General features: G+C 47.0%; 17 protein-coding genes. 11 read left to right on the forward strand and 6 right to left on the reverse strand.

The window, feature by feature from the left end; all coding sequences use genetic code 11:
- The first annotated feature begins 8 nt into the window (after positions 1-8).
- On the forward strand, positions 9-1310 hold the full coding sequence (locus tag BN3279_RS12050; protein ID WP_059051811.1) for an ABC transporter substrate-binding protein: 1302 nt from the start codon (positions 9-11) through the stop codon (positions 1308-1310).
- A 77-nt stretch (positions 1311-1387) separates the two neighbouring features.
- Complete coding sequence (locus tag BN3279_RS12055; RefSeq protein WP_059051157.1) at positions 1388-3394, forward strand: beta-galactosidase; 2007 nt, start codon at positions 1388-1390, stop codon at positions 3392-3394.
- 52 nt (positions 3395-3446) lie between these two features.
- Here the strand turns inward: BN3279_RS12055 and BN3279_RS12060 are convergent, their stop codons facing one another.
- A complete protein-coding gene (locus BN3279_RS12060; RefSeq protein ID WP_059051159.1) occupies positions 3447-3965 on the reverse strand; it encodes a methyltransferase family protein in 519 nt (172 codons plus the stop codon).
- A 309-nt stretch (positions 3966-4274) separates the two neighbouring features.
- Between BN3279_RS12060 and BN3279_RS12065 the strand changes: the two genes are divergently transcribed.
- Entirely contained in the window at positions 4275-5153 is an 879-nt protein-coding gene (locus BN3279_RS12065; protein WP_059051161.1) for a DUF6612 family protein, read from the forward strand.
- Between the two features lie 75 nt (positions 5154-5228).
- Here BN3279_RS12065 and BN3279_RS12070 read toward each other — a convergent pair whose 3' ends face one another.
- Positions 5229-5960 (reverse strand): HAD family hydrolase, encoded by a 732-nt coding sequence (locus BN3279_RS12070; protein WP_059051163.1) that lies wholly within the window; start codon positions 5958-5960, stop codon positions 5229-5231.
- Positions 5961-6528: 568 nt separating this feature from the next.
- Here BN3279_RS12070 and BN3279_RS23995 point away from each other — a divergent pair.
- Positions 6529-6690 (forward strand): hypothetical protein, encoded by a 162-nt coding sequence (locus BN3279_RS23995; protein ID WP_187377786.1) that lies wholly within the window; start codon positions 6529-6531, stop codon positions 6688-6690.
- A gap of 79 nt (positions 6691-6769) precedes the next feature.
- On the opposite strand, the gene BN3279_RS12075 is transcribed toward BN3279_RS23995, so the two are convergent.
- The 3 genes from BN3279_RS12075 to BN3279_RS12085 form a co-directional block, all read right to left on the reverse strand.
- Positions 6770-7693: an AEC family transporter gene (locus BN3279_RS12075; RefSeq protein WP_059051165.1), complete on the reverse strand. Its 924-nt coding sequence runs from the start codon at positions 7691-7693 to the stop codon at positions 6770-6772.
- 235 nt (positions 7694-7928) lie between these two features.
- Positions 7929-8390 (reverse strand): threonine/serine exporter family protein, encoded by a 462-nt coding sequence (locus BN3279_RS12080; RefSeq protein WP_059051166.1) that lies wholly within the window; start codon positions 8388-8390, stop codon positions 7929-7931.
- Positions 8391-8454: 64 nt separating this feature from the next.
- On the reverse strand, positions 8455-9213 hold the full coding sequence (locus BN3279_RS12085) for a threonine/serine exporter family protein (protein ID WP_059051167.1): 759 nt from the start codon (positions 9211-9213) through the stop codon (positions 8455-8457).
- A gap of 131 nt (positions 9214-9344) precedes the next feature.
- Between BN3279_RS12085 and BN3279_RS12090 the strand changes: the two genes are divergently transcribed.
- The gene (locus BN3279_RS12090) at positions 9345-10415 is read left to right on the forward strand and encodes a GGDEF domain-containing protein (RefSeq protein WP_059051170.1); all 1071 of its coding nucleotides are present in this window, start codon (positions 9345-9347) and stop codon (positions 10413-10415) included.
- 142 nt (positions 10416-10557) lie between these two features.
- Complete coding sequence (locus tag BN3279_RS12095) at positions 10558-12543, forward strand: methyl-accepting chemotaxis protein (RefSeq protein WP_059051172.1); 1986 nt, start codon at positions 10558-10560, stop codon at positions 12541-12543.
- A gap of 6 nt (positions 12544-12549) precedes the next feature.
- On the opposite strand, the gene BN3279_RS12100 is transcribed toward BN3279_RS12095, so the two are convergent.
- Positions 12550-12744 (reverse strand): hypothetical protein, encoded by a 195-nt coding sequence (locus BN3279_RS12100; protein WP_059051174.1) that lies wholly within the window; start codon positions 12742-12744, stop codon positions 12550-12552.
- Positions 12745-13433: 689 nt separating this feature from the next.
- Between BN3279_RS12100 and BN3279_RS12105 the strand changes: the two genes are divergently transcribed.
- The 5 genes from BN3279_RS12105 to BN3279_RS12125 all read left to right on the forward strand — a co-directional run bounded on the left by BN3279_RS12105 (position 13434) and on the right by BN3279_RS12125 (position 26773).
- On the forward strand, positions 13434-14438 hold the full coding sequence (locus BN3279_RS12105) for a LacI family DNA-binding transcriptional regulator (protein WP_059051812.1): 1005 nt from the start codon (positions 13434-13436) through the stop codon (positions 14436-14438).
- A 158-nt stretch (positions 14439-14596) separates the two neighbouring features.
- The gene (locus BN3279_RS12110) at positions 14597-15943 is read left to right on the forward strand and encodes a glycoside hydrolase family 30 protein (RefSeq protein WP_059051176.1); all 1347 of its coding nucleotides are present in this window, start codon (positions 14597-14599) and stop codon (positions 15941-15943) included.
- 27 nt (positions 15944-15970) lie between these two features.
- Positions 15971-19192, forward strand: a complete 3222-nt coding sequence (locus BN3279_RS12115) for a hypothetical protein (RefSeq protein ID WP_059051178.1) — start codon at positions 15971-15973, stop codon at positions 19190-19192.
- Positions 19193-19582: 390 nt separating this feature from the next.
- The gene (locus BN3279_RS12120) at positions 19583-21871 is read left to right on the forward strand and encodes a hypothetical protein (RefSeq protein ID WP_059051180.1); all 2289 of its coding nucleotides are present in this window, start codon (positions 19583-19585) and stop codon (positions 21869-21871) included.
- Positions 21872-21886: 15 nt separating this feature from the next.
- The gene (locus tag BN3279_RS12125) at positions 21887-26773 is read left to right on the forward strand and encodes an RHS repeat-associated core domain-containing protein (protein ID WP_059051182.1); all 4887 of its coding nucleotides are present in this window, start codon (positions 21887-21889) and stop codon (positions 26771-26773) included.
- The last annotated feature ends 11 nt before the right edge of the window (positions 26774-26784 follow it).

Here is a 26784-nt window from a genome sequence, read left to right on the forward strand (position 1 = left end):
ATTAGATGATGAAGAAGCCTAAGAATCTTATGATGGTATCTGTTTTATTAATAATGTCATTACTTGTTGCCGCTTGTGGCAACGGAAATTCTGCAAACGGTACCAATACGGGTGGAGAAAGTCAAGGCAGTGGTAAGCAGGAACAGAAGACGGTCACGATCTTCCAATTTAAAACCGAGATTGTGGAAGGCCTTAATGAATTGAAGGTAGAGTTTGAGAAGGAATACCCTAACATCAAGCTGGACATCCAGACGGTGGGCGGGGGTGCGGATTACGATGCAGCCTTGAAAACAAAGTTTGCTTCCGGCGATGCTCCTGATATTTTCTCCAACAACGGATATGCCAAATTAGATATGTGGGAAGAGAAGTTGGAAGACTTGTCTGACCAACCTTGGGTAGGCGACCTCGTGCCGCTGGCGGCTGAAGCGATTACCAAAGGGGACAAGGTCTATGGCTTGCCACTTGATCTTGAGGGATTTGGCTTTGTCTACAATAAAGATTTGTTTGCACAAGCAGGGATTACTGACCCGCCACAAACCTATTCGGAACTGGAAGAGGCAGCAAAGAAACTGCAAGCCGCAGGTATTATGCCTTTCGCCAATGCTTATCAAGAATGGTGGCTGGTAGGTAGCCAGGGGATCAGTGTTGCTTTTGCTAACCAGGATGATGTTGATGGCTTTATTAAAGGCTTGAATGAAGGAACCTCTTCCATCGTTGGCAACCAGCATTTTGCCGATTGGGCCAAGTTGATGAAGTTAACCTTGGATTATGGTAACAAAAACCCACTTACCACCGACTATAATACGCAGGTAACTATGTTCGCTAATGGAGAAGTGGCCATGATGCAACAAGGGAACTGGGCGCAAACGATGATCGATGGTATTACACCGGGCATGAATATTGGTGTACTCCCTATGGCTATTAGTGATGATGCCGAGAAGACGAGCAGAGTCACCATCGGCGTTCCGGTGAACCTGGTCGTGAACAAGGACTCGGATGCCAAAGAAGAAGCAAAAACCTTCTTGAACTGGCTGGTTACTTCCGATGCGGGCAAGGAATACATCGTAAAGAAATTCAAATTCATCCCGGCGATGACGACCATTGAAGCTACTCCTGAGGACATGGGAGCTATCGCTACGGACTTGGTGAACTACGTAGAGGAAGGCAAAATCTATGCTCACCAAGCCGGGAAATATCCGGATGGAGTTGCTCAAGAATTCGGCAGTGCCATTCAGCAATACCTGGCAGGTAAGAGTGATGTGGAAAATTGGCAGAAAAATATGCAAGCAGCTTGGGACAAGTTAAAATAGGATAATAGTGATATGAGGTAAGCCACCTCTCTGGGAAGAAGGGAGAGGTGGTTCTTCCTATTTAAGGGGGATCAATAATGAAGCCAACAACCAAGCTGGATCAAGTTCAAATCGGAGTTGTCTATTACCCGGAGCACTGGGAGCCGGAGCTTTGGGAAGAGGATATTCGATTGATGGAGATTACGGGGGTGAAGGTGGTTCGGCTGGCGGAATTCGCTTGGAGCCGTCTGGAGCCGTCGGAGGGACAATTTGCGTTTGAATGGCTGGACCAGGCTATAGATCTGTTTGCCGCGCATCAGATTCAGGTCGTTCTGGGCACACCTACGAATACACCACCACGCTGGCTGACGGAATTGGCCCCGGATATTCTGCCGGTGGATGCGAGCGGGCACATCAACCATCCCGGGGTTCGGGGGCATCGGTGTTATAACAGCGAATCGCTGCGCCAACATGGCTCTCGCATCGTGGAGGCGATGGCCTGCCGTTACGCAGATCATCCTGCTGTCATCGGCTGGCAGACGGACAATGAATTCTGGGTGATTGATTGTCATTGCGATACGTGTAATCTTCGTTTTCGCGAGTGGGTGGAACGCAAGTATGGCACGCTGGAGAACGTCAATCGGGAATGGGGTACGGTGGTCTGGAGCGGGGAGTACAATGCCTGGAGTCAGGTAGGGGTTCCCTATGGGGGCTCCCGACATCAGAATCCTTCCTATCTGCTTGACTTCACTCGCTTCCAGTGGGATGCCATTACGGAATTCCAAAGCGAGCAGATCAAAATTTTGCGTAAATATTGTCCGGGCCATTTTGTTACGCATAATCTGCATTCTTATCCGCAGCGCCTGGATTTGTACCGAATTGGTGCGGAGCTGGATGTGGCCTCCTTCGATTACTATCCGAACACGAATCCGGCCAAGCAGGCTACGGCCCCCTACAGCGGAGCATTGTCTTTGGATGTGACACGCGGGGTCAAACGCCGCAACTTTTGGATTATGGAGCAGCTTAGCGGACCGCCGGGGGCCTGGTTCCCGACATGGCGCGCTCCTTACCCTGGCCTGATTCGGGCCTACGCCTGGCAAGCGATTGCCAAGGGCGCGGATACCGTTGTTCACTTTCGCTGGCGCTCTGCTCTAATAGGGGCGGAACAGTTCTGGCACGGAATCATTGATCACAGCAATGTGCTAGGACGTAGGTTTACCGAGTTCTCGGAACTGTGCAGCGAGGTCAATGCCCTATCTGATACGTTGGAGGGAACAGCACCGCAGCATGAGGTAGCCATTTTGTTGTCCCATGAGCAATTGGAGGCGCTACGTATTCAGCCGCAGGCAGAAGGGCTGGATTACTACGAGAATATTAAGGATTTTCACCGGGCCTTGACGAAGCTGGGCATTGGCTGTGATGCGCTGGAATGGACCGAGGATTTGCAGGGATACAAGTTGGTGATCGCACCGGGTTTGTATCTGATGAATCCGGAGATGGCTGCCAAGCTGGAAGCCTTTGCGCAGTCAGGAGGCACACTGATCTTGACGACGCGTACCGGGGCTAAGTATATGAATAATCAGCATGTAATGATGCCACTGCCAGGGCTGCTTGCTACCGCAGCGGGGGTGACTGTGGACGAGTATGATCCCATCGGGCAAGACGCTCATCGCATTGTGGATGCGGAAGGGCATACTTACTCGGGGACGCAATGGTGCGATTTATTGCACCTGAAGGGTGCGGAGCCCCTAGCGTTCTATGATGAGGATTATTATCGCGGGCTTCCTGCTGTAACGGTAAATAGCTATGGGCAAGGACAGGTGTACTATCTGGGCATTCACCCGGAGGAAGCTTATCTGAAGCGGCTATTAGGTCAGATTACCGAGATGCGCGGGATCGGCAGCCCGGCTACGGATTTGCCGGATGGCGTACAAGTGGCGGCTAGAAGCGGGGAAGCCGGAAGCTTCCTGTTCGTGTTGAATCTGTGTCGTGAGGCACGTCAGGTGACGCTGAATGCGGATTACCACAGCGTGCTCTATGGGCTGGATCGGGACAGGACCTTGCAACTTGAGCCGTACGGCGTGGATATTTTGCAATTGCGATGAACTACGGGGAGCGTTGGCATGATGCCGATGCTCCCCGTGTTTTTTTATAACTCTAAATATAACGCCTTACTTTGCTCATATAGTGTTTGTACTGTTGTCCAAATTGTTGCAGACACCATCGCTCTTCGGCCAGGATGATCCAATGTGCTGATATTTGAAAGACCATTACGACTACAAATAGTAGTAAGGACTGTGTAAGCAACGCACAACCCAAAAAATAAATAAAGTAAGCTATATACATCGGGTTGCGGGAGAGTCGATACAATCCTTCAAGATTCATGCCATTTGCCGCCGGGCTGGCAAAATTAAATACGGATACAAGGCACAGCAATATACCTAATCCGTAGGTGGCCAATCCAGCATACAACCAAGCTTTCTCAGTCGTAACCTTCAGGAAGAACGGGTAGATCAAGATTAGAAGGTTCGAAATCTGATAACACCAGTAGGCAGTCCGCTCTCCTCCAATCAGCGGAGCGAAGAATGCGGCACGTTTTAGCCCATCCTTGTCTAGCAGGCTTAAAAGTCCAAATCTGATGAGTAGAAATGGAATTAATAAAAGGAATCCGTTCATAACAATCTCCTTATTAAATACGGATGTATACCTTAACTTTCCAATGATATCCATAATTTTATCATGGCAAATTAAAGGAATCTACTGTCGTATATGTCGATCAATGGCTTTTTGAGTTAAGTTTAGTTCAAATTAACCAAAGAAACAGGACCTTAATAGGGAGGAAATTGGACTTTGTCCCCTGTAATCAGCCAAGTCCGTTGTTTAATATGATCAATAATGAATATTTTCAATATTCAAATTAGACTTTTCAGCATGTAGATTGGATGTCATGGAGTGCTGAATTCGTTCCTAAGGAGGACAACGAAAGTGAGAAGATGGACTGCAGGACTATTGGGAATCATACTGGCAATAGGGCTGACTGCTTGCGGGCAGGATACAGAGCCGACAGCATCGGGTCAAGCGGAAGCGGTTCAAGGTGGAACGAACTCGGCTAACCAGAAGCAGGAAGAGCAAGTCGAGGTGAAGAAGGATGACATTACGCTGGAGGAACTGATCCAAAAAACATTGGAGGCCAGCGCGGGTGTGAAAAGCTTTACCATGGAGGCAGATGTGCAGCAAGATATGGTGCTGACGTATGGGACCGAGCAAACCAATGAGAAAGTGGGCATCACCGTGAAGGTTGACTCTACCCGAGAACCACTGGGAGTCTATCAGGTCATTAACATGTCCAGCAGCACTGGGGAACGTGAGATCAAGCAATATATTACCGATGAAGGTATTTATTCAAGTATAGCTGGAGCATGGGTGAAGTATCCCGACGAGTTGAGGGATGAGTTGGTTGCCGGGGTAGAGGAAACAGTGGCTCCTGAGAACCAGCTTGAGCAGTTCAAATCAATTACCGACAAGGTTAACATTGCTGATGAAGGAACAGAATATGTGCTTACGGCTGAAGTATTGGGTGAGGGCGTCAAGGAATTGGCTAAATCGTTGATGAGTCAGTCTGGTGGAGGAAATGACGAACTTGGGGAAATGATAAATCAGATGGAAATTCAAGAGATTAGTATGAAATATGCTGTTAACAAAGATAACTTCTATCCCGTTCAGTCAGATGTGGTCATCAAGGCGAATATGGATATGGACGGACGGAAGATAGAAATGGATATGGTAATGGTGAACAAGTTCTCCAACTATAATGAAGTTGCTGAAATCAAGATCCCTCAAGAGGTTAAAGACAGCGCATCCTGAGGTAATTAACCAAGGGGAAAAAGGGTGGGAAAACCGCTGAACCGGAAGATATAGTCACCGGCTCAGCGGTTTATTTTATTCTCCCAATAGTAGCCGGGAGAGCTCAGTATAGCTTGCGGCGGGCTCATGTGGACGCGCCTGGGATTCAGGCTGGACTCCGCGATGGTTGAACCAGAGCATACGCCATCCGGCCTCGGCAGCGCCTACCACATCATTGCGCCAGGAATCGCCAATATAACAGCATTGCCCGGCGGTTAGCTTGAGCTTGGCTGCAACATGCTCGAATAATCGGGGATCAGGCTTGGTGAGACCCACGGCCCCGGAAATAAATATCAGGTCTGCCGGGATGAGGCGATCAATTCCAAGAATGCGGATTTTCTTCCATTGATGCTCGGCCGGACCATTGGTAATCAGACCGACGGTCGCTCCCAGCATCTGCAGCTTGCGAATGAGTTGCTCCGCTCCCTCAAACGGGCGAATGCGAAATTGGCAATCTATATAGGCCGCTTGGATAGCAGCAGCTTGCTCCTTGGTTAAGGTCATATCAAATTCGGCCAGGGTTCGGACGAAGCGCTCTATCCGCATCTCCTCGATTACCTTGCTTTCCGTAGGTGTCCCTCCCGCTTCAGTGGACAGCAAGTCGCTGTAATAACGCATTCGCTGATAAGCGGTCTCGAACGGGAAGTCCTGCCCGTGAAGTAACACCTTATCCATAGCTGTGCGAAAAGGCTCCAGATGATCATACAACGTATCATCTACATCAAAAAAAATTCCATGATTGCTTAAGCTTGTCTTATGGTCTGGCACATTCCTGCTCCTTCCCTGTGTCTCAAAGCACAGTATACCCCAAGATGGTTGTGTTGTGGTAGCGATTAGGGGAGTCCTGTAGGAGAGCGGATGGTTAATGAATCATATATTAGGTAATATAAGGAAATTAACTTTATCGCAGTAAAGGTATGCTGAGGATGAGGCAGTATTTTAGAGGATATGTATGTAAGGCAGGTGATGAATTTATGTGCTGCCGAAAATTTGGATCATCTCGGGATAGAGCGTTTTTAATTGGTTTTCCCATAAATCCCTTGGACTTTTATACTTAAGGTACGTGTTCAAAAAGTCGAATTTCTAGGACCAAGAAGGTTGGATGAAGCTAGGGACTGAGGAGTGGAGCGTACGTAGTGGGTACGTGAGCACCGGAAGGCCCGGGTGAATTCAAGATTCGATGTCGAACCCACTTCTCGAACAACTTCGTTCTGGGAAGACGACTTTTTGAACAACCTCTTAAAGTACGTGTTCTGAAAGTCGGGTGTACAGTTTGGGATGACTTTCTGGAACTACCTCTTATACAGAAGAGAGAACCCAAAGGGAGTGGAAGCTATTGAGTCAAGGGGAAGCGTTAGAACGCCGTAGTGAATTGCTGAAGAAACGGATTGGCCAGATGATCACCAAGGAAAATCAGCACGGGTTGGGCCATCAGGATAGCCATTTGCTGCAACGATTTATTCGCGAACTGCATCAAATGGAGTATGAGCGTAAGTAGCAAATCATGTACCTGAGAAAATGTTAACAACGAACCCCTCCGCCACCAGCGGAGGGGTTCGTTGCAGGATGAGCTTGGCTTAACCTACATATTGGGATAAAGAGATGAGTACGGTCACAGTAATCAGATTAAGAATGGTTGAAATCAGGACAGTCTGCGAGGCGAAGTCCGGTTCATTATCGTATTCTTCGGCCAGAATGGTACTGTTGACACCGCTCGGCATACCTGAGGCGATAAGCAAAGCTTGAGCGGGAATTCCCTTCAAACCTAACAGGACAATGAGGAGATAACCTATTGCTGGTCCAATCAACAGTCGCAAAGCAACGCTGATGTAGACGTCCAGTCTGTCCAGCCTGAGCGGGTACTTGATGATTTGCGCTCCCAGGGTGAGCAGGGCTATGGCGACCATGGAATCGGCAATATAGGCCAGCGGCTTGGACATGAAGTAAGGCAGGGGCCAATCCAGAACATGCAGCAGCATGCCAAGTACAAGCGCATAGGGAACGGGCATCTTGAGGAAGCCAATCAGGGCGGCTCTCAGTGTGCCGCCGGATTTGGCCCGCTGGACGCTCATCACACCATACGTAAATGTGACCAGGCTCTGGAAGGTCATGACGAGTGCCTGAACGGAGGCGGCAAGAGGATCGCCCCTGAAGGCCAGTTGGTTAATCGGCATTCCGTAATTGCCGGAGTTATCAAGGATCAGGCTGTTGGCGAAGGCCGCACGCATGCCCTTACCGAATTTGAAGCGTCGGCTAACGAGATGGCTGATGCCCAGCAGCAGCAGTACATACAGGATATAGAAGCCGGTTACGCTCCCCAGTAGCTCCGGCGACATTTCCGATTCATACATACTCAGGAATACTACGGCCGGGGTCACGTAATAGAAATTAATTTTGGCGAGGGTGTACAGGTCCATTCTGAATGCTCTTTGCATGAGAGAACCAAGGCCAATCAGGACAAAGATAGGTAAAACAACTTCCAAGATGATATCGCCGATCATTTCTTGCTGTTCACTTCTTTCTATTTGTGTAAGTTCAAAAAGTCGGGTTTACAGGACCAAGAAGGTTGGATGAAGCTAGGGACTGAGTAGCGGAGCGTACGTAGTGGGTACGTGAGCAACGGAAGTCCCGGCTGAATTCAAGATTCGATGTCGAACCTGCTTCTCGAACTGCTTCGTTCTGGAAAGATGACTTTTTGAACAACCTCTATTTGTGTAAGTTCCCCGCTCCACACTGTTATTGTTGCTGGCGATTTACCTGAATACGCAGAGGCTTGCGCCGAATGAGGAGTTGTCCCAGCACTTCTGATAGAACCAGTCCGATGGCAATCGAACCTGAGAGGAGGAAGGCCTGGGCGGCCAACTGAACGGCCAGATTATATTCATTCTCTACAAATCGCCGCATCGCATCGTAGGCAAGTCCGCCGGGAACCAACGGGATAATACCAGCTACGCTAAAGATGATCACGGGTTCCTTGTACCATCTGGCAAAGAACTGTCCCGCTACACCGACCAGGAAGGTGGCCGCTACGGTCGAGAAGACGGCCTCCATACCCATGCTGAGCAGCAGCAGGTATATCATCCAGCCAATTACGCCGGATACCCCGCATTGCAGCAGCGTGCGCTTGGGGGCGTTGAACAGAATCGCGAAGGCGGCAGAGGCTATGAAGCTGGCGATAAGATGGATGATCCAATACATAAGGTAAGTTCTACTCCTTCCGGCAACCTTTAATTCCAACGATCATGGCGTGGAGCCAGGTTTGTCAAAGTAAAGTGAATACGACGGCCACACCGGCGCCGATCGCAAAGGCGGTCAGGAAGGCTTCAGCTCCCCTGGACAAGCCGGATACAAGATGTCCGGCCATCAAATCTCGAACGGCATTGGTAATGAGCAAGCCGGGCACAAGGGGCATGACGGAGCCGATGATCACCTTGTCGAGCATGCGTCCGATGTGAAGCTCCACTAGTAATACGGCAAGCAGGCCGATGAGCAGCGATGCTATAAATTCGGCAAAAAACTTAACCTTCACAAGACGATGCAACAGCAAAAAAGCGGCAAAGCCCAGACCGCCACAAACGATGCCGGGCAGGAAATCGGCCAATGAGCCGCGGAACATCAAGGTAAAGCAGCCGCTGGATATAGCGGCTGCTGCAATTTGCATAGACATGGGATAAGCAGGCTTAACCCGTTCAATCTCCAGAAGTTCAGCATAGGCTTCTTCGGAGGTCATCTCTCCGTTGCCAAGCTTGCGAGAGACATTGTTCACGGCGGATACCTTCTGCAAGTCGGTGGTACGGGCTACAATTCGAATCAGCTTGGCCGAGTCCGCTTCGCCAGACTGAAACAAAATTCCGGTTGGCGTCACAAAGCTATCAGCTCCGTGAAGCCCGAGCGCATCGGCCATGCGTGTCATTGTATCTTCCACACGGTAAGTCTCCGCACCACTTTGCAGCATGATTTTCCCAGCCAGCAGGCATACTTGTACAGGCTCTTGCACCTGAAGCGCAGCCTCGTCGTTCATTCCCGTTCACCCTTTCATCTATGCGCATTATAACATGGAAGACGGCATTATAGTATGAGCGGAATTTATAATTAACGGTGCATTATGGTATGCTAACATCACTGTAAATTGACATCAGAGAGGTAATTCAGATGCTGCAGGACTTATTCAACAATTTCATGTTGCTGACGACATTTATTTACCTGGGTCATATTGTGAGAAGCAAGGTGCTTAGCCGCTCGGAGAATACAGCCTATACCCGCCTGCTGCTTGGCGTCGTACTCGGGGTGCTTGGCGTGTTGCTTATGAACTATACCTTTCCACTATCCTCGCGCGCAGTCGCAGACTTCCGGCAATTGCCCATCCTAATCTCCATCTCATTGGGAGGAGGTGTGTCCGGGGTCATTACTACAGCTATTATCGGCCTCTACCGACTGAATTATCTACAAGGGGTGGCTGGCTCTTCCCTGATTGGAGCTCTCCACGCGCCTATAACTTTATTGTGCGGACTGATCATCTTACGGGGAAAAACCATCACGTTCAAGCGTTGGCTGGTGGCCTTAGTATTGTCTGCGTTGAACACGGGGATTTTGCTAAGTATTCTGCTTGAGCCCGGTTCCTGGAAGGATATCGCGGTGTACATGCTGCTGCTTCTGATTGCGGGGATCTTCATCTATCTTATGATAAGTCACTTGCGCAAAGCCGAGGATTCGGTGCAGATGATGGAAGAAGCCGCCAACCGTGACTTCTTAACGAGCTTGTTCAATTCCAGAGCGTTTGAAGTCATCATCGAGCAGAAGATAGCAGTGGCTAAGCGTGATCATATTCCCTTCACCTTACTCATCGTGGATATTGATTATTTCAAGCATGTCAATGATACGTATGGTCATCCGGCAGGGGACGCCGTGCTGAGGCAATTCGCCGACGTTCTGAGGGAGACATTCCGTCCGGGAGATCAAATATCCCGCAAGGGAGGGGAAGAATTCTTCATTCTGGTGGATCGTTGCAGTGCCCTGCAGATCACGGCGATTGCCGAGCGTCTGCGCAGCACGGTAGAACAGCACCGCTTCATTTTGGATGATGGAGAAGAGCTGCAACTGACGATTTCAGCAGGGAGTGCGACCTATCCCGACATCCCGGGCGAACAACTGGTGACGAAGGCGGATCAAGCTCTCTATCAAGCGAAGGAGGCGGGACGAAACAGGGTATACCGGGCCGAATAAGGCCCTTTTTTACATTCTGCCTTAGATTGTTCATTTTTTAGAAAAATAACGTCATATTTCGACATTGATCTACAAAAACAAATTGATTTATGTTGGTTGTAAATGCATATGCAACGTGCAAGTCATCTAAGGGGGATTTACCATGAATAAAAAAATGTCATTATCTATACGACGAAAGCTGATACTTACCTTTGCAATTGTTCTGCTCGTACCCAGCCTGATTATTGGAGGGGTTACCTATTGGACGGCAAGCAACCGTATTGAAGCAGCACTGATGCATAGCGCGGAGGAAAGTGTAAATACGGCGGATTCCATTCTTACTCAAAATATCGGTGCCAGAGTGACCGATCTGGATTATTTTGCAAGCGTCTTGAACACACAAGGTGTGGATGAGGAGGTTACAGAAGGCGCGGGTCCGGTCAGAGAGCGCTTTAAGGAATATCTGGCCATACATAAGGACGTGCTCAATCTCTACGTGGGAACGGAGAGCGGTGCAACCTTGCTGGGGCTTGATCAGGAGTTGCCCGCAGACTTTGATCCTAGAACCCGGGGGTGGTATGCCTTGGCTACGAATAGCTCGGATGCTGTTATTTCACCGGTATATATGTCCGTGGACGGAAGTCCGGTCGTCTCCATCTCGAAGCTAATGGAAGACGGTCAAGGGGTAATTGCGCTGGATCTTGATTTAACGGGGATATCAGAAACGATTAGCATGAAGGTGGGGGAGGAAGGGTACATCCTTCTGCTAGACGACGCCAAGCAGGTGCTCGTGCATCCGGAGGGGGGCGTTGGCCAGGTATCTCAGGAGGGCTACGTTGCTTCGATGTTTGCGCAGAACCAAGGAATCACTGACTACATGGTGGGAGAGCAGAAATATAAGATGGCTTTCCACAAAAATGAGTTGACCGGGTGGAGAATCGGGGGAACGATGAGTGAAGGTGAGGTTACTGAGGAGACATCAGCTATTCGCGATACCGCTGCTCTCGTCTTGTTGCTCTCATTGCTTGGCGGAGCCGTGCTCACCTTCTTCAATATCCGCTCTATTGTATCTCCGCTGCACCGTTTGAAGAAGGCGACGGCGGTGCTGGGACAAGGCGATTTAACGGAAGAGCTGGATGGCTTCAAGCAGGATGAAATCGGTGAGCTAGCTGCGAACTTCCAAGTGATGGTGGACAATCTGCGTCAGATGATTACGGGAGTCCGGGAGATGACGGACAATGTATCCGCTTCGTCGGAGCAATTGTCTGCGGGAACGGAGCAAACGACCAAGGCCATCGAGCATGTCACCATAGCGATACAGGATGTTGCGGCCGGTAGCGAGCAGCAGCTTCAAAGTGTGGAAAGTGGGGCAAGCAGCGTAGATACGATGTCTCAGCAGTTGGACTATATTTCTGGCAACGTGAATTTAATTACCCGGGTAATGTCAGGGACGGCAGCCTCAGCGAAGCAAGGAACGCAGCTTGTGGAGACGACGGAGCAGCAGATTCGCAGCATTGATGTAACGGTAGACGAGTTAGCTGAGGTGGTGAACTCACTGAATATACGGGCCGCTGAAATTGGTGATATTGCCGTATTGATGGCGGGAATCGCTCAGCAGACCAATCTGCTGGCACTGAATGCGTCTATTGAGGCCGCACGAGCCGGTGAGCAGGGCCGCGGGTTTGCGGTTGTTGCTGGAGAGGTACGGAAGCTTGCAGAAGGATCGGCACATTCGGCGGATCAAATTCGGGAGCTGATTGTACAAATTGGCGATGAAATGAAGCGGACGGTAGCTACGATGGCGGATGTTAAGGGCAAGGTGACGGAGGGGATCGAGGCAGTTAGCCTGTCTGGCGAATCGTTTGGCACGATTAGCAAGTCGGTGGTCGAAGCCGCCGATGTTATGCAGAATGCGGCTAATGCGATGCAGCAGGTTGCGGAGGAAGCGGGAACCACGCGGGTGGCGATGGAGCAAATTCGCCATCTGTCGGAAGAAGCGGCAGGGAATACGCAAACGATCTCCGCTGCCGCCCAGGAACAATTGGCTTCGCTGGAAGAGATGGCTTCTTCCTCGGCTGACCTCAGCCTGTTGGCTGAACAATTGCAGGAATTGGTCAGCAAGTTCAAGATTTACAAGGGCGATCGGTGATTGTAGTTAATCCTTACGCTGCTGCTCGCTTGGAGAGTCCTCAGCTTCGCTCAGCAGAGACTCGCTGATTCCTTGAACCACTTGGGTATCATGGGGTAGGAGATCGTCGTTCGGGATATCGTTCTCGGGACGATACTCCTTCAACAGCTTGTAGCGTTCGTATTCAAAATCTGCGGCGGTCTTATCCTCGTATTGACTCAAGGTGATTTGCTCCTTTTTTCATCGAATTTACATGGAGTGTTCCCTATCTTTGGGGGTTTCACTCGTGGGAGCGATCCTTTGGTGAGGATATATATGATTGGAGTGCTTGGCTCTTTGGTAGATGGTGCGCATTAGTGGGTGTGTGCATTTCCTAGGTGCTGCGGTCCTTGGTAGGTGTTCACTCTCTAGGTGCTAGAGCACAATTAGTTGGTTAGTTGGTGCTTTGTTGGCTCTCCGGGTGCTCGTGGCACATTAGTGGGAAATCCTCCTGCTAATTTCGGGAAATAGGTTGGTTTTTCATATTTAACTGGAAAAGCTCCCTATAAATCCGTGTTATGGGCCTATATTTGGCGATTTCTGCGAATTTATATGGAGGAATTCCAGCTAATAGTTAATTATGGAGCGAAGAGGGAGTTTTAGTGGGAGGATTTCCTGTTAAATGACTTGACGGGTAGATCTCAACCCTATTCAATCTAACTCAATCTCACTCAACCTCATTCAAGCATTCAACTTCATATCCAGAAGCGGTTCCTCCGGTTTTGTGAACACAGTGTTTGAGTCCAAATGGTTGACTTCTCGCAAGCTCGCGGCTACAATTGCCAATGATTAGCTAGAGAGGATGGGCTTATAACTTGGTGAACATGGTGTCCAAGGTGTCCAAGTTGAACAAGCCCCGGGAGGTAAGAGCATTGATTACCATATATGATATTGCGCAGGCAACGGGTTTTTCGGCGGCTACGGTGTCCAAGGTGTTCAATGGCTACTCCGATGTCAGTGAGAAGACGCGTCGCAAAATTTTGGATACAGCCGCCGAGCTTGGATACATTCCTAATGGACATGCCCGCTCATTAACGACCAAGCGCTCATGGACTATCGGCGTGTTATATATTGAGCCTTCTGGTGCGGGGATTCTGCATCCCTTCTTCGGGGGCGTTATTGAAGGCTTCAAGCAAGTAGCCACCGCCAAAGGATATGATCTCATGTTCTTGTCCAAAGATATTGGAGGTAGGGAGCACGGTTATCTGGAGCATTGCAAGATACGCGGGATTGATGGAGTTGTGGTGATCCTGCCGGATGCGACCGATCCTTACTATGAAGAACTGTTGAACGCTACTCTGCCATGTGTGCTGCTTGATCAGCAATCCACGGTCAAGAGTAAAGTGTGCTCTGACAATGTGGAGGGCAGCCGGCAGGCGGTGAAGTACCTGTATGGCTTGGGCCACCGGCATATTGCTCACCTGGGCGGAGGGCCAACTTTTGCCGGAGGGCAGCGACTAACTGGATACTTGGAAGCGATGCAGGAGCTCGGTTTGCCTATACGACCGGAGCATATTGTACAAGCCAGCTATGATTATACGGTGGAGAGTGGGGAAGCGGCGATGGAAGAACTGCTGCGGGCCAAGTCTCGGCCTACCGCTGTATTTGCTGCGGGCGATAATTTGGCCGTAGGAGCCATGAACGCGATCAAGCGCCACGGGCTTAGTGTGCCTGAAGACATCTCGTTGGTCGGCTTCGATGACATTCAGATGTCCCGGTATTTGACGCCGGCGCTAACCACGATCAGGCAAAATACATATGCACTTGGCAGCAAGGCCGCCGACATGTTAATCTATTCCATAGAAGGCGGGGAGAATGTCCAGAGTGACATCATCCCGGTGGAGCTGGTGGTGCGCGAGTCATGCTGTGCCAGATAGCCAGCTTGACCGCTTTTTTTTCAACATTTTCGAAACCGGTTTCGATTAGCCTGGTAATTGGATTCTTGGGGTATGTTGTTGGTATTGGGGTGCATACTTCGAACGAAGTGGTAAGCGATTTCATAACGGGGAAATGAAAACGAAGGAGGGCTTGTTAGATGGCAAAATGGACGAAGGTGCTTACGGCACAGGATTCGGATGACCGTTTGAGTCTTCAGGGGGAGCTAGAGGCGCAGGCGGCTGATACTGGTGCTAGGGGGAAGGCACGCATTCAGGTGGATGCGGAAAAAACTTATCAGACTATTCTCGGTTTTGGCGGTGCCTTTACCGAAGCGGCGGCTTATACCCTGTCGCGAATCAGACCGCAACAACGGGAAGAGGTGCTGCGTCGTTATTTTGATCCGGTGGAAGGGCTGGGTTATACGTTAGGCCGAGTGCATATCCATAGCTGCGATTTTGCGTTGGAGAACTATACTTATGTGGCGGACGGTGACGACGAGCTCAAGAGCTTCGATATTGCTCGTGATCATAAGTGGGTCATTCCACTGATTCAGGATGCAACCCGCACTGCTGGTCAAAGCATAACTATGCTGGCTTCGCCGTGGAGCCCGCCAGCCTGGATGAAGACGAATGGGGATATGAACCATGGCGGACAGTTGAAGCCGGAATACCGCGAGGCGTGGGCTCTTTATTACACCAAGTTTATCAAGGCTTATCGCGAAGCGGGCGTGCCGATCTGGGGCATCTCGGTCCAGAATGAGCCGGCGGCGGTACAAACCTGGGACTCCTGTATTTACAGCGGGGAGGAAGAACGGGATTTCGTCCGTGATTATCTAGGTCCGGTCATGCACCGTGAAGGACTGGCGGATGTTGGAATCCTGGTATGGGATCATAACCGCGATCTGATGGTGGAGCGAGCCTCCGCCGTGTTGTCTGATCCCGAAGCGGCCAAATATGTGTGGGGTACGGGCTTCCACTGGTACGTTAGCGAAGACTTCAGCAATGTCGGCCGGGTCCATGACTTGTTCCCTGACAAGCATTTGCTGTTTACGGAGGGCTGTCAAGAGGGCGGCGTCAAACTGGGCGCCTGGTTTACCGGTGAACGTTATGGGCGGAATATCATCGGTGATCTTAATCACTGGAACGAGGGATTCCTTGATTGGAATCTGGTTCTGGATGAGACAGGTGGGCCGAACCATGTTGGCAATCTTTGCGATGCACCTGTCATTGCGGATACTGTAGTCGGTGCGGTTCATTATAACAGTTCTTACTATTACATTGGACACTTCAGCAAGTATATTCGTCCTGGGGCAGTACGCTTGGGGATGGACATGAATGCACCCGCATTGCTCAGCACAGCCTTCCGTAACACGGATGGGAGTGTAGCTGTTGTTGTACAAAATGAAAGCGAAGAAGCTCAGGCGTTCTCCCTGGAATGGGGGAGTGAGGGCGTTCAGGAGACTTTGCCCGCTCACTCGATTGCTACTTATATCATTCAAGCTTAATTTACTATAGAACGGAGGAACAAACGAATGTCTAGTTATAGCTTCGACCAGAATGCATTTATCATCGATCAGTACGACCGGGCCAAGCCTTTCTCCAGCTTCCTGCCAGGGCTTGCCGGATTAAAGGGAATTCCCATGTGGACGTTCTACGTCAATCGTGGACAAGGAATTTGCAGCTTTGGAGTCCGGGATAAAAATAGTCCAATCATGGAGTTCTCACCTGCCAGCATTACGTACCAGTCCGTTGCGATGAAGGGCTTCAGAACTTTTATCAAGGTGGCTGGGGGTGGGGGGATTTATGAGCCCTTCCAGAGTGCTTTTCCCGATTATGCGGCTGTCCGCAGCATGCGTATTCTACCCAATGAGCTAGTGATATCTGAGGTGAACAAGGCACAGGGGCTGGAGCTGAAAATCACTTATTTTCAAGTGCCTAACGATGACTATGCGGCATTGGTTCGCCAGGTTGAAATTACGAACATTTCCGACACGCCGATCCGGCTGGAAATGCTGGACGGCTTGCCAGAAATCCTTCCTTATGGCGTAGAGAACGCAGGGTATAAGGAAGTCGGGAATTTGCTACGGAGCTGGATGGAAGTGGGGAATATGGACAAAGGCATTCCTTATTATCGCGTCCGTTCCAGTACCCATGATGAGGCTGAGGTCAGCGAAGTGCAAAGTGGGCACTTCTACCTGTCCTTTGGCGATGATGGCCAGTTAGTACCGACGATAGCCGACTTCTCTGTGATCTTCGGGGAGAATACGTCACTGGCTTACCCGGAACAGTTTGCTTCTAAGGGACTGACGACACTTATTGCAGAGGCTCAATACTGCACGAATAAGGTGCCATGTGGATTTTCCGCTTTGCAGGCGGAGCTTGCTCCGGGAGAGAGTCGGCACTTGTATACGCTAATCGGTCATATCGACAGTGTGGAGCGGTTGAATGACAAGGCAGCATCGCTTACAGATCCCACTTATATTGCCGCAAAATATGCCGAGGCAGGAAAGCTGACGGAAGAGCTAACGGCTGACATTGCTACAAAGACAGCTTTGCCGTTGTTTGATGCCTACTGTAAGCAAAGTTATCTGGACAATTTCCTGCGGGGAGGATATCCGTTTATCTTCGAGAACGGGCGGGAGGGGTTTGTGATCCATCTCTATTCCCGTAAGCATGGTGATCTGGAGCGGGATTACAACTTCTTCTCAATAGCCCCGGAATATTACTCTCAGGGGAACGGGAACTTTCGTGATGCGAACCAGAATCGCCGTAATGATATTTATTTTAATCCTCGGGTTGGGACGTTCAATATTCGCACTTTCTTTAGTCTGATTCAGGCGGATGGCTACAATCCACTCTCGGTAGAAGGGACCAGCTTCCGTGTACCAGAGGAACGCAGCGGAGAACTGGAGGCGTTCCTGAACAAGGCGGTGACCTCACGGCACAAGGAACTGGCAGAAATCTGCCGAAATGCGTTCAGACCAGGCAACATTATCTCCTATGTCATCTCCAGTGGCACAGAGCTTAACGTTGAGCAAGAAGAGCTATTAAGCGGAATATTGTCCCTGGCCGAGCAGCATATTGAAGCTTCCTTCGGAGAAGGGTATTGGTCCGATCATTGGACGTACAATATGGACCTCATTGAGACTTATCTTGATGTCTTCCCGGATCGTAAGGAAGGGTTGTTATTTGAGGAACAGGACTATACGTTCTTCGATAGCCCGGCCCGGGTGCTGCCACGGAGCGAGAAATATGTGCTTAGCGGAGGCCATGTTCGCCAGTTCGGTTCCTTAGTGCATGATGAAGAGAAGCTGAGCCGATTGGGACTGACCATGCAGGATACGAATTGGCTGAGAACAAGCCAGGGTAAAGGTGACATCTACCGTACGAACCTGATTGCCAAGCTGGTCGCGCTGGGACTGATTAAGTTCGCCACCCTTGATCCTTATGGCATGGGGATTGAAATGGAAGGCAATAAACCGGGCTGGAATGATGCCATGAACGGCTTGCCAGGCTTGTTCGGTTCGGGGATGAGCGAGACCTTCGAGCTACAGCGGCTATTGCGGTTCGTGCATCAGGTATGCCTGGAGCAACGTGAACGCGAAGTTGCATTGCCAGAGGAACTGGCCGAACTGTTGAAGAATGTAAGCTTGCTGCTGCAAGACCATCTAGGTGGAGTATCGGATGCTTTTACCTATTGGGATCAAGTTGCTGGAGCGCGTGAGCGGTATAGGGAGGCTATTCGCTTTGGTATTCGCGGAACAGAGCAAAGCTTTGAATTAAGCGCGCTTGCCGATCTGACGGGCCAAATGCTAGAGAAACTTGACCTAGGCATTCAGCAGGCGGTTGAACTCGGTAAGGGGCTGACGCCAACGTATTTTGCCTTTGAAGCAACTGAATTTGAGGCGGTTGTGAATGAACAAGGAGAGCCGGTCATGAGCGGTTATGGCTTGCCCAAGGCTATAGTGAAGGCCTTTGAAGCTCGTCCGTTGCCACACTTTCTGGAAGGCCCTGCACGCTGGATGAAGGGGGTTAAGGACCCAGTGGAGGCGAAGCGGGCATACGAGCTAATTCACAGCAGTGATTTGTTCGACAAGAAGCTGGGGATGTACAAAACATCGGTCAGCCTGGACGAGGAAGGACATGAAATCGGGCGAATTCGCGCCTTTACTGCGGGCTGGCTAGAGCGGGAATCGGTGTTCATGCATATGAGCTATAAATATCTGCTGGCGCTGCTCAAGAGTGGTCTGACGGATGAATTCTTTGCTGAAGTCAAGACTTCGTTGGTCCCCTTCCTAGATCCGGCAGTCTATGGGCGGAGCACGTTGGAGAACTCCTCCTTCATCGCTACCAGCGTCAACCCGGACCCGGCTACGCACGGGCGTGGCTACGTGGCCCGGCTGAGCGGCTCTACGGCTGAGTTCCTTAGCATGTGGGTTACGATGATGGCCGGGCAACAAATCTTCCGCGTTCAGGACGGAGAATTGCAGCTACAATTAAGTCCATTACTACCTGGCTGGATGTTCGACGAAGCAGGTAAGGTATCCTTCCGCTTCCTCGGTGGAACCGAGGTGACGTACCATAATCCAGCAAAGAGAAACACGTACGGGGATGAGGCAGTAACCGTTCAGCGGCAGACCCTGTACCAAGCTGATGGACAACAGGTGGTGCTTGATGGCCCAGCCATTCAAGGGCCATTGGCTGAGGCTGTGCGTAACGGGCAGATTACCCGTATTGAGGTGGAATTGGGTTAATGGGTTAATGGAGTAAGGATATAGTTATAGCTATTCTTATTTAAATTAGGAAACTCTGAGTTTCTAGCTGGTGGTGGCTAGGGGACTCAGAGTTTTTTTATGGTTGTTATTAGTCCTGAGTGACGGTCTAAACTTACAAATAAGTATACCTGTTAATTATTTCCAATATGTTACATCAAAGGGGTTAAACTACTGAATTTATTAAAAAAATAAATAGAACCTAAATATTAACACTTGGATAATGATTCATAGATAAAATCTACTATGATGGATTTTTTCTAATCCTTCACCATCAAGATTATTTTATTCAAAGGAGTTGATATTAAAAAACTACGATATTTCTTTGTAAGAAAGTAATGATTAAAACTATCAGATGAGGAGCCAAAAATTTTGAGGAAAATAGAATATTCAAGAATTTTATGCATTATCATTTCTGTCAGTTTTTTATTTACTTCCTACACTTCAATTAGTGCCAATAACCAAGAAGGGACAGATACAGAATTCGAAATTCAAAATGAAATAATGAATGTTAATGAGTTTGAAACTTTTCAATCTGATGAATTACTGCAAGTGAAAAAGGAACAGCAAATCTCCAGGTTGAAAAACATGAATGTTGAACTTGTTGAGCTAGCACTAGAGGTAAGCCAACTGGGGGATGTTAAATTACATAAAGAGATCGAAAATGTCAAAAACGAACTTATTATAGAAACAAACTTGATTTTTCCTCAGGATGAACCCGAAAAACTGGACTTATCTGAAATGGGAAGTTTCCAGGAAAATCAGTTGGAACGAGGTTTAATCCTTGAAAAGAAATATGTCGAAGTAATTGCAAACTATGAGAAGAAAATTAATTCTTTGACAACAAGTTCGATTCGTTCCACTTCATTTGGCAAGACCGGTGACAAACAAACCATACAGGCAGGGGCGAAGGCTCTTGTTACATTAAGAACTATTGACACGAGAACTGGAGTGGAAGTCGAGGTGGTTAACTTAAATGGCAAGGTTATAGAATCACAACTTCTTACTGAACCAAGTGATACGCCAACTTTTGTTTGGTCAACACCTCCGAATATATCACCAGGTACATATGCAATCTTGTTTAAATATCCGGGTACCAACTATACAGAAGATAAATTTGAAATATACATAGCCTCACCCCCTCCGCTTCTAGATATACAAATGGATACTGAGGTTGATGTACAACTCTCTGGTGGAGAATATCAGCTTTATCGGTTCACTCCTCCTAAATCGAATATTTATTCGTTCTCGTCCGAGTCCTATGACCGGTTAAATTTGTATGAGGATGCAGAGCTTAACATACTAGTGCAAAGTCAAGAAGATATTAATAGAGGTTCTACTCAAATTGTAGCTTATCTTGAAGCAAATGAATCTTATTTTATCCAAATTGAGAGTGCCACTAATGATGGATTGAAATCAAGTATAGAGGTAGCCAAGTATGTTAAACCTACACGTCTGGAAATAGGTCAAAGTATGGATATAGATATTCCAGCTTCAGGGTATCAAGAATTTGAAATTTGTCCAGTTAGTGCTGGAACCTACAGGATTTACACAGATTATGCGGGGAACAGAGACACAGGTGAAGAAAGTGATACAGTGTTATCTCTTTATAATCAGCCCTATGGCAGTGTACTGCTTGATTGGAATAATGATTACTATCGTCTGGATGGAGAACGGACAGTTTTTTCACAAATTGAGTGGAATATGATAAATGATAACTGGTGTTACTACGCTAGCGTTGCAGGTTATAATAATCAGGCTGTTCAAGCCAGTATCAAGGTGGAGAAATTACAAAATGTATTTGAAACGGCTACTTTAAATAACCCTCAGGATATATCCCTAAAGATACATGAGGCAGCATTTTACGTATTTACGCCCTCTGAATCGGGGGAATATACACTATTTACTAGCCCATATGGAGCAGGAAGTGAGATGAATGATACTTTTATGCAAATCTATGGGTACTCAGACTTGCATGGTTTACTCGTTGAAAATGATGATTTCTATGATAAAGAAAATGGGGTTCATACTAATTTTTCAAGCATAACTATGGAGATGAGGGAAGGACAAAATTACTATATTGTTCTTAGGCCCTATGAACGGTATTATGCATTCCACGCAAGATTCACCATTACCTTGAAGCAAGGTTACGACAAATATGAGCCTAATGATACTCCGAGTTCAGCTTATCCTCTTTATTTGGACACAGATACTGAATATAAGGCTCTTATTACAAGTTCATCGGATATTGATTACTTTAAATTTTCACTTAAGGAAGCTGGTTCATATTCTATTAATCTCAGCTATCCCTCTCATTTAAACTATAATCTGACTCTTTACAAAATTAACAATGGAATTCTGAGTGAGATCAATAGAGGCGTTGAGATTAGCAAGGGGAGAAGAATAGATTTTCTTGCTGAGAAAGACAGAGTATATGTTATTAAGGTTAATAGTTTAGATGGTAGTAGCAGTAAAGTGGATTACTATGGTTTCCAAATTTCTTCGAATAAATGGAAAGTCCAATATACCTATAATGAAGCAGGGCAGATTGTAAGGGCAATTTTCTCTAGTGAATTAAACAACTACATAATTACATATATTTACGATGTTAATGGAAATCTCATCAAGCAGAATTTAATTAGAACAAGCGGAATTAATTAGTTGAAGGAGAATCTAATGAAAAAATATATATGCGGTATACTAGCCTTCATATTACTGTTCATTACTCTGGTAAGCCCGAATAGTTCGCCTTCTGTATCTGCTGATAATTCGATAGCTCCCAATATAGGTGCAGATAGAGATACCGTTACCTCAACGGTGTATCCTGAAGCTGATGTCTCCCAGCAACCTGATGTTGACATTAATCCTGATGAATATATAACGATTTCTACCGTAACTGAACGTTTTCAGGTAGAACGTGAATGGGTGCTTCAAGAGTTGTTAAAAGGTTATTTTCTGCATGAAATCTATCAAGGGCTACTTCGTCAAGAATCTGGTAGCTCTTACGAAGAGTTTATGCAGCTCCATTATCCTGAACGGAGAGTAGATCCGCTATTCGCGGCTTCCATTACTGATGATGTTTATGGGGGCGAGCATACAGTCACAGAAGATGTATATATAACTCCTCCAAGTATTACGGATAGTGTATATCTGATGGCTTTAGATTATGACAGCATTGCATTGGAACGTCAGGATATTAAAATGAGTAATGCTCCATACACGGTGGGAGCGGACGATGACCAAATATCAACCCTGGACGGCTCGCTTCGCATAGAGACAACAGACTTATATCTTCAAGGTATAAATGGCATGGACTTCGCATTAACTCGCATTTACGATAGTGCTCTCAGTAAAGATCGTATGACGGTTGATACAAATCGTTGGAGAAATGAAACAAGAGAAACGAAGGAAGAGCGTCGTTTTAATATAGGAAAAGGTTGGATTTGGGATGTTCCCTATTTAAAAACGGAAGAGGGAGTTGAATATATTTATCTCCCCGATTTAGGGACATTTGTTATCGATGATGGCAACGAATTAGTAGGGTATCCATGGGATAATCTTGATTTTGGAGAAGTTAGTGAATCAAGACTTGAGGAATTGGATGATAACTTTGATGTAGATGATGCAGATTATGTCTTATTTGACTATGTAGCGGGGATAAATACCTACTTCACAAGTAATGGCGATGTGGTGCTTATCACCAACCAATATGGTAATCACATCAAGTTTAGCTGGGGAAGCAGTGGGTTAAGTGGAGTTTTTGTATATGCGGGCAAAGGCGAGCTAGTTAGTTATTTATGGACGAGCTTTAGTAACCAACGCATTGAGATCAAAGCCTACGATATGGCGACAGCCGAAACACAAATAGTTACCTATCGCAAAATAACTATGGAAGGAGAAAATCGGGATCAAGAAGTTCTTACCGAGGTAATTGACCCCGTTGGAAGATCTACTAAATATGGGTATTACATTCAAGAAAATTTGTTTAACTTAATCCATGGCTATGAGTATTACACCGGAACGAACCGAATGATCTATTGGGGGAGAAATGATTGGGCTATCCTAACCTCAATTGAGTATCCAACTAAAGCCATGGTCCAATACGGTTATGCTGGTAGCCCAGAGCGTCATATTGGAGAAATAGCAGTCGAACAACAACCAGCCTATAAGGTCAGGGATTTATTCTATAGTACAACTCAGGATACGGAATATAGCAGTATTAACATTGAAATGGAAGGCGATATCGGGAAGGTATATGGGCAAAGTGATACCTTCTCTGCCACTGTGGATAACGGCTTAACCCGTACGGTTTATGCTTATGAGAAGAATTTTACGGGAAATCGTAGGCCTGTTGTTGTGTATCTTGCTAAGACAACTGTTGAATCACTGGATAAGCAGATGCGCCAGGAAACGAACTATACTTATGATAGAGCAAAGTATCGCTCCGTACCTATTCAAGTTCAAAGTCGATCTTATACAGATTCCAGGCCATCTTCCACCATAACAACGAAGAAGACTTATGATGATTGGGGTTATATAACGTCTGAAACCAATCCCATGGGAATAACGACCACTTATGAATATGATTATTATGTAAATTATAATGTACGAAAATGGTCCCCCACCAAGATTAAAGTACCCGTTAGTGCGAGTAACAGCTTAACTACCAGTTATATTTATAACAATGCTACGGCTACCCTAAGTCAGGGGAAAGTACAAGATAACTCCTCACAGATACTGGGACAAGTTGATTATCAATATGATGCATTTGGCAGTCCTATACAAATCCAGATTAAGGGAGACACCGTAGACACGATGGTGAACCAAGTCTTTGCATATGGGCCATCCAAGGTTCAGCAGAGTGTCCAGGTTACTCCTAGTAATGGAGGAGCTAGCACTACCATCTTGAAGCAAGCAAGCTACGATAGTAGAGGAAATGTACTGAGCTATACTGATGGGAACACAAATAGTACAACAACCAAGTATGATGCTATAGGTCGTCCAATAGCACAAACTTATTCAGACGGTTCTCAGATCAGTTCTGTATACCATGATGCAACGAACACAACCGTTATAACGGAGCCAAATGGAATGAAAATCACTTACGAATATGATCCTTTCGGAAGGCTCATTAGAGAAACAAATGCTCGCGGGAGCATGAACTATCAGTACGATGAGTTTAATAGATTACTGAAAACAACGGATGCCGAAGGATATGTTACTCGTTATACTTACGATGCCTATGGTCGTATATTGTCCGAGAATGATGGGGTCAGTACAACTACCTATGTGTATAATGATGCATTGAGGACTAAAACGGTTACTGATGGTGAAGGGAATCAGGTCCGGGAGACGTATGATATTTTAGACAGATTAATAAAAACAGAGGAAATACAACCAAGCGGTACTCTTGTTCTAACTAGTTATGTCTATGATAAATATGGTCCTCTTCTTTCTTCTACAGATGCTAACGGTAATACAACCATATATACGTATGATGTGTTGTCTCGTTTAGTTTCAGTCACCGATGCTGAGGGGAAGACAACCAGTTACAGCTATAATATGGCTGGAGACATGATAAAGTTGACCTATGCTGACGGTGAAAAATTGACGAAAAGCTATGATGAAATTGGTCGGATGCTGAAGCAGACTGACCCGCTGGGTCAGACCGAAACATATAGCTATGATCATAATGGGAACGTAATTCAGTATATTGATCGGAAAGGTCAAACCCATACGTATCAATATAGTACCCGGAATTTATTAACTCAGGACAGTACCCAAGACGAAATTATTGCCTACACTTATGATAATATGGGTAATCGATTGAGCATGAAGGATATGACCGGCACAACAAGCTATGCATATGCACCTACGGGTGAACTAACACGCCTGTCTTACCCGGATGATGCTGTGCTCACAATGGATTATGACAAACGCGGAGTGCGATTAAGTCAAACCTTCACTTCTGGAAACTACAAATTAACTACAGGAACAACGTATCAGGGAGCTGCGGCACTTCCTCAAAGGCTTCAAGTGCAGAATAGCACGGGTAGTGAAATTGCCAGTTTGTCTTATAAATACAAACTCAATAATAGCCTGGGGCAAACAACGACTGGGACGGGGCTAGATAAAGTCTATAACTATACTGGGTTTAACTTGACTGGACTTGGTATTCGTAGTAATGGAAGCACCATTAAACAATATATGTACGGCTACGATAACAATCGTAATATCACGAGCCAAAATGATAGTGGTGCAAGTTACACCTATGCCTATGATGTGTTAAACCGTATTAAGACCTCTTCTGAATTTAATGAAACTTACAGCTATGATAAACGGGACAATCGTAAGAGTCTCACTAGTGACCTTGCTCCTAAGATTCCAACTGCGGCATCGTATGGATATGATATGAGAAACCGGCTAACCACTGCAACGGTGGGTGGTACAAGCATTAACTATGCATATAACGGCGATGGATTGATGGTAAGTCGTATGAAGAATAATCTGCTCACTAGGTATTACTATGATGACCGTCAACTTCTTGTAGCAGAGGGAACCGTTAATGCTGGAACGGTTGCTATTAATTACGGTTATGTATTTGATGCAATGGGAGAATTAGTGGGGCGACAAGTCCAAAATGAAAATAAATTGCAATATTATATCCTGAACGGACATGGAGATGTCGTTGAACTTCGAGATGCTTCAGGAAATATCCTAAATAGCTACAGCTATGATATCTGGGGTAACCCATTGGTGGTACAGGAAACCCAGCCTAATGCGCTTCGTTATTCAGGTGAATATTGGGACGAGGACACCGGCCTTCAGTATTTGCGCGCACGTTGGTATGATCCGGCAACCGCAAGGTTTATGGGTGAGGATACGTATCAGGGGGAACTTACAAATCCGTTAAGTTTGAATTTGTATACGTATGTGCTTAGTAATCCGCTCATTTATACGGATCCGAGTGGGCAGAAAGTTTGGTTAATACATGGGACCTTTTCAAACAATGATACTTGGACTTCTGATTTTGTAGAATATGTGGAGGAACTGTTTGGGGAATCTAGTGGAACTCTTGAGTGGACCGGAAAAAATAGTAAGGGGGCTCGTTCAGCCGCTGCTGAGGATTTCGTTGATACAGTATATAACTGGCATAGCCAAAATCCAAATGAACCTATTAGGCTAGTTGGACATAGTCATGGAGGAAATGTTGCTATTATATTGTCGAATCTTCTGGAGAATAAAGGAATGAAGGTAGAAACATTAATTACCGTCGCAACTCCTGTAAGAGAATATAAGCTGGAAACTGAGGTTGGGCAGCATATTCATATGTATAATAATAGAGATATTGTCCAAGAAGATATGGGAGGTAGTTGGTGGTGGGCAGGTTCGACTTTTACAAGGAAATTTAAAGGTGCGGATAACGTGCGTGCTAAAGATGGAGAAACTGGTACAAGAATTCAGTCCCACTCTACCATGCATAGTAATGTTCCAATCTGGAAGAAATATATTGAACCGATATTGAAACTCGATGATTACTCACACTCAGATGGTTCATTTTAATTTAGAATATG

The sequence above is a fragment of the Paenibacillus senegalimassiliensis genome (genome assembly GCF_001486585.1).
In the GTDB taxonomy this organism is placed as follows: domain Bacteria; phylum Bacillota; class Bacilli; order Paenibacillales; family Paenibacillaceae; genus Fontibacillus; species Fontibacillus senegalimassiliensis.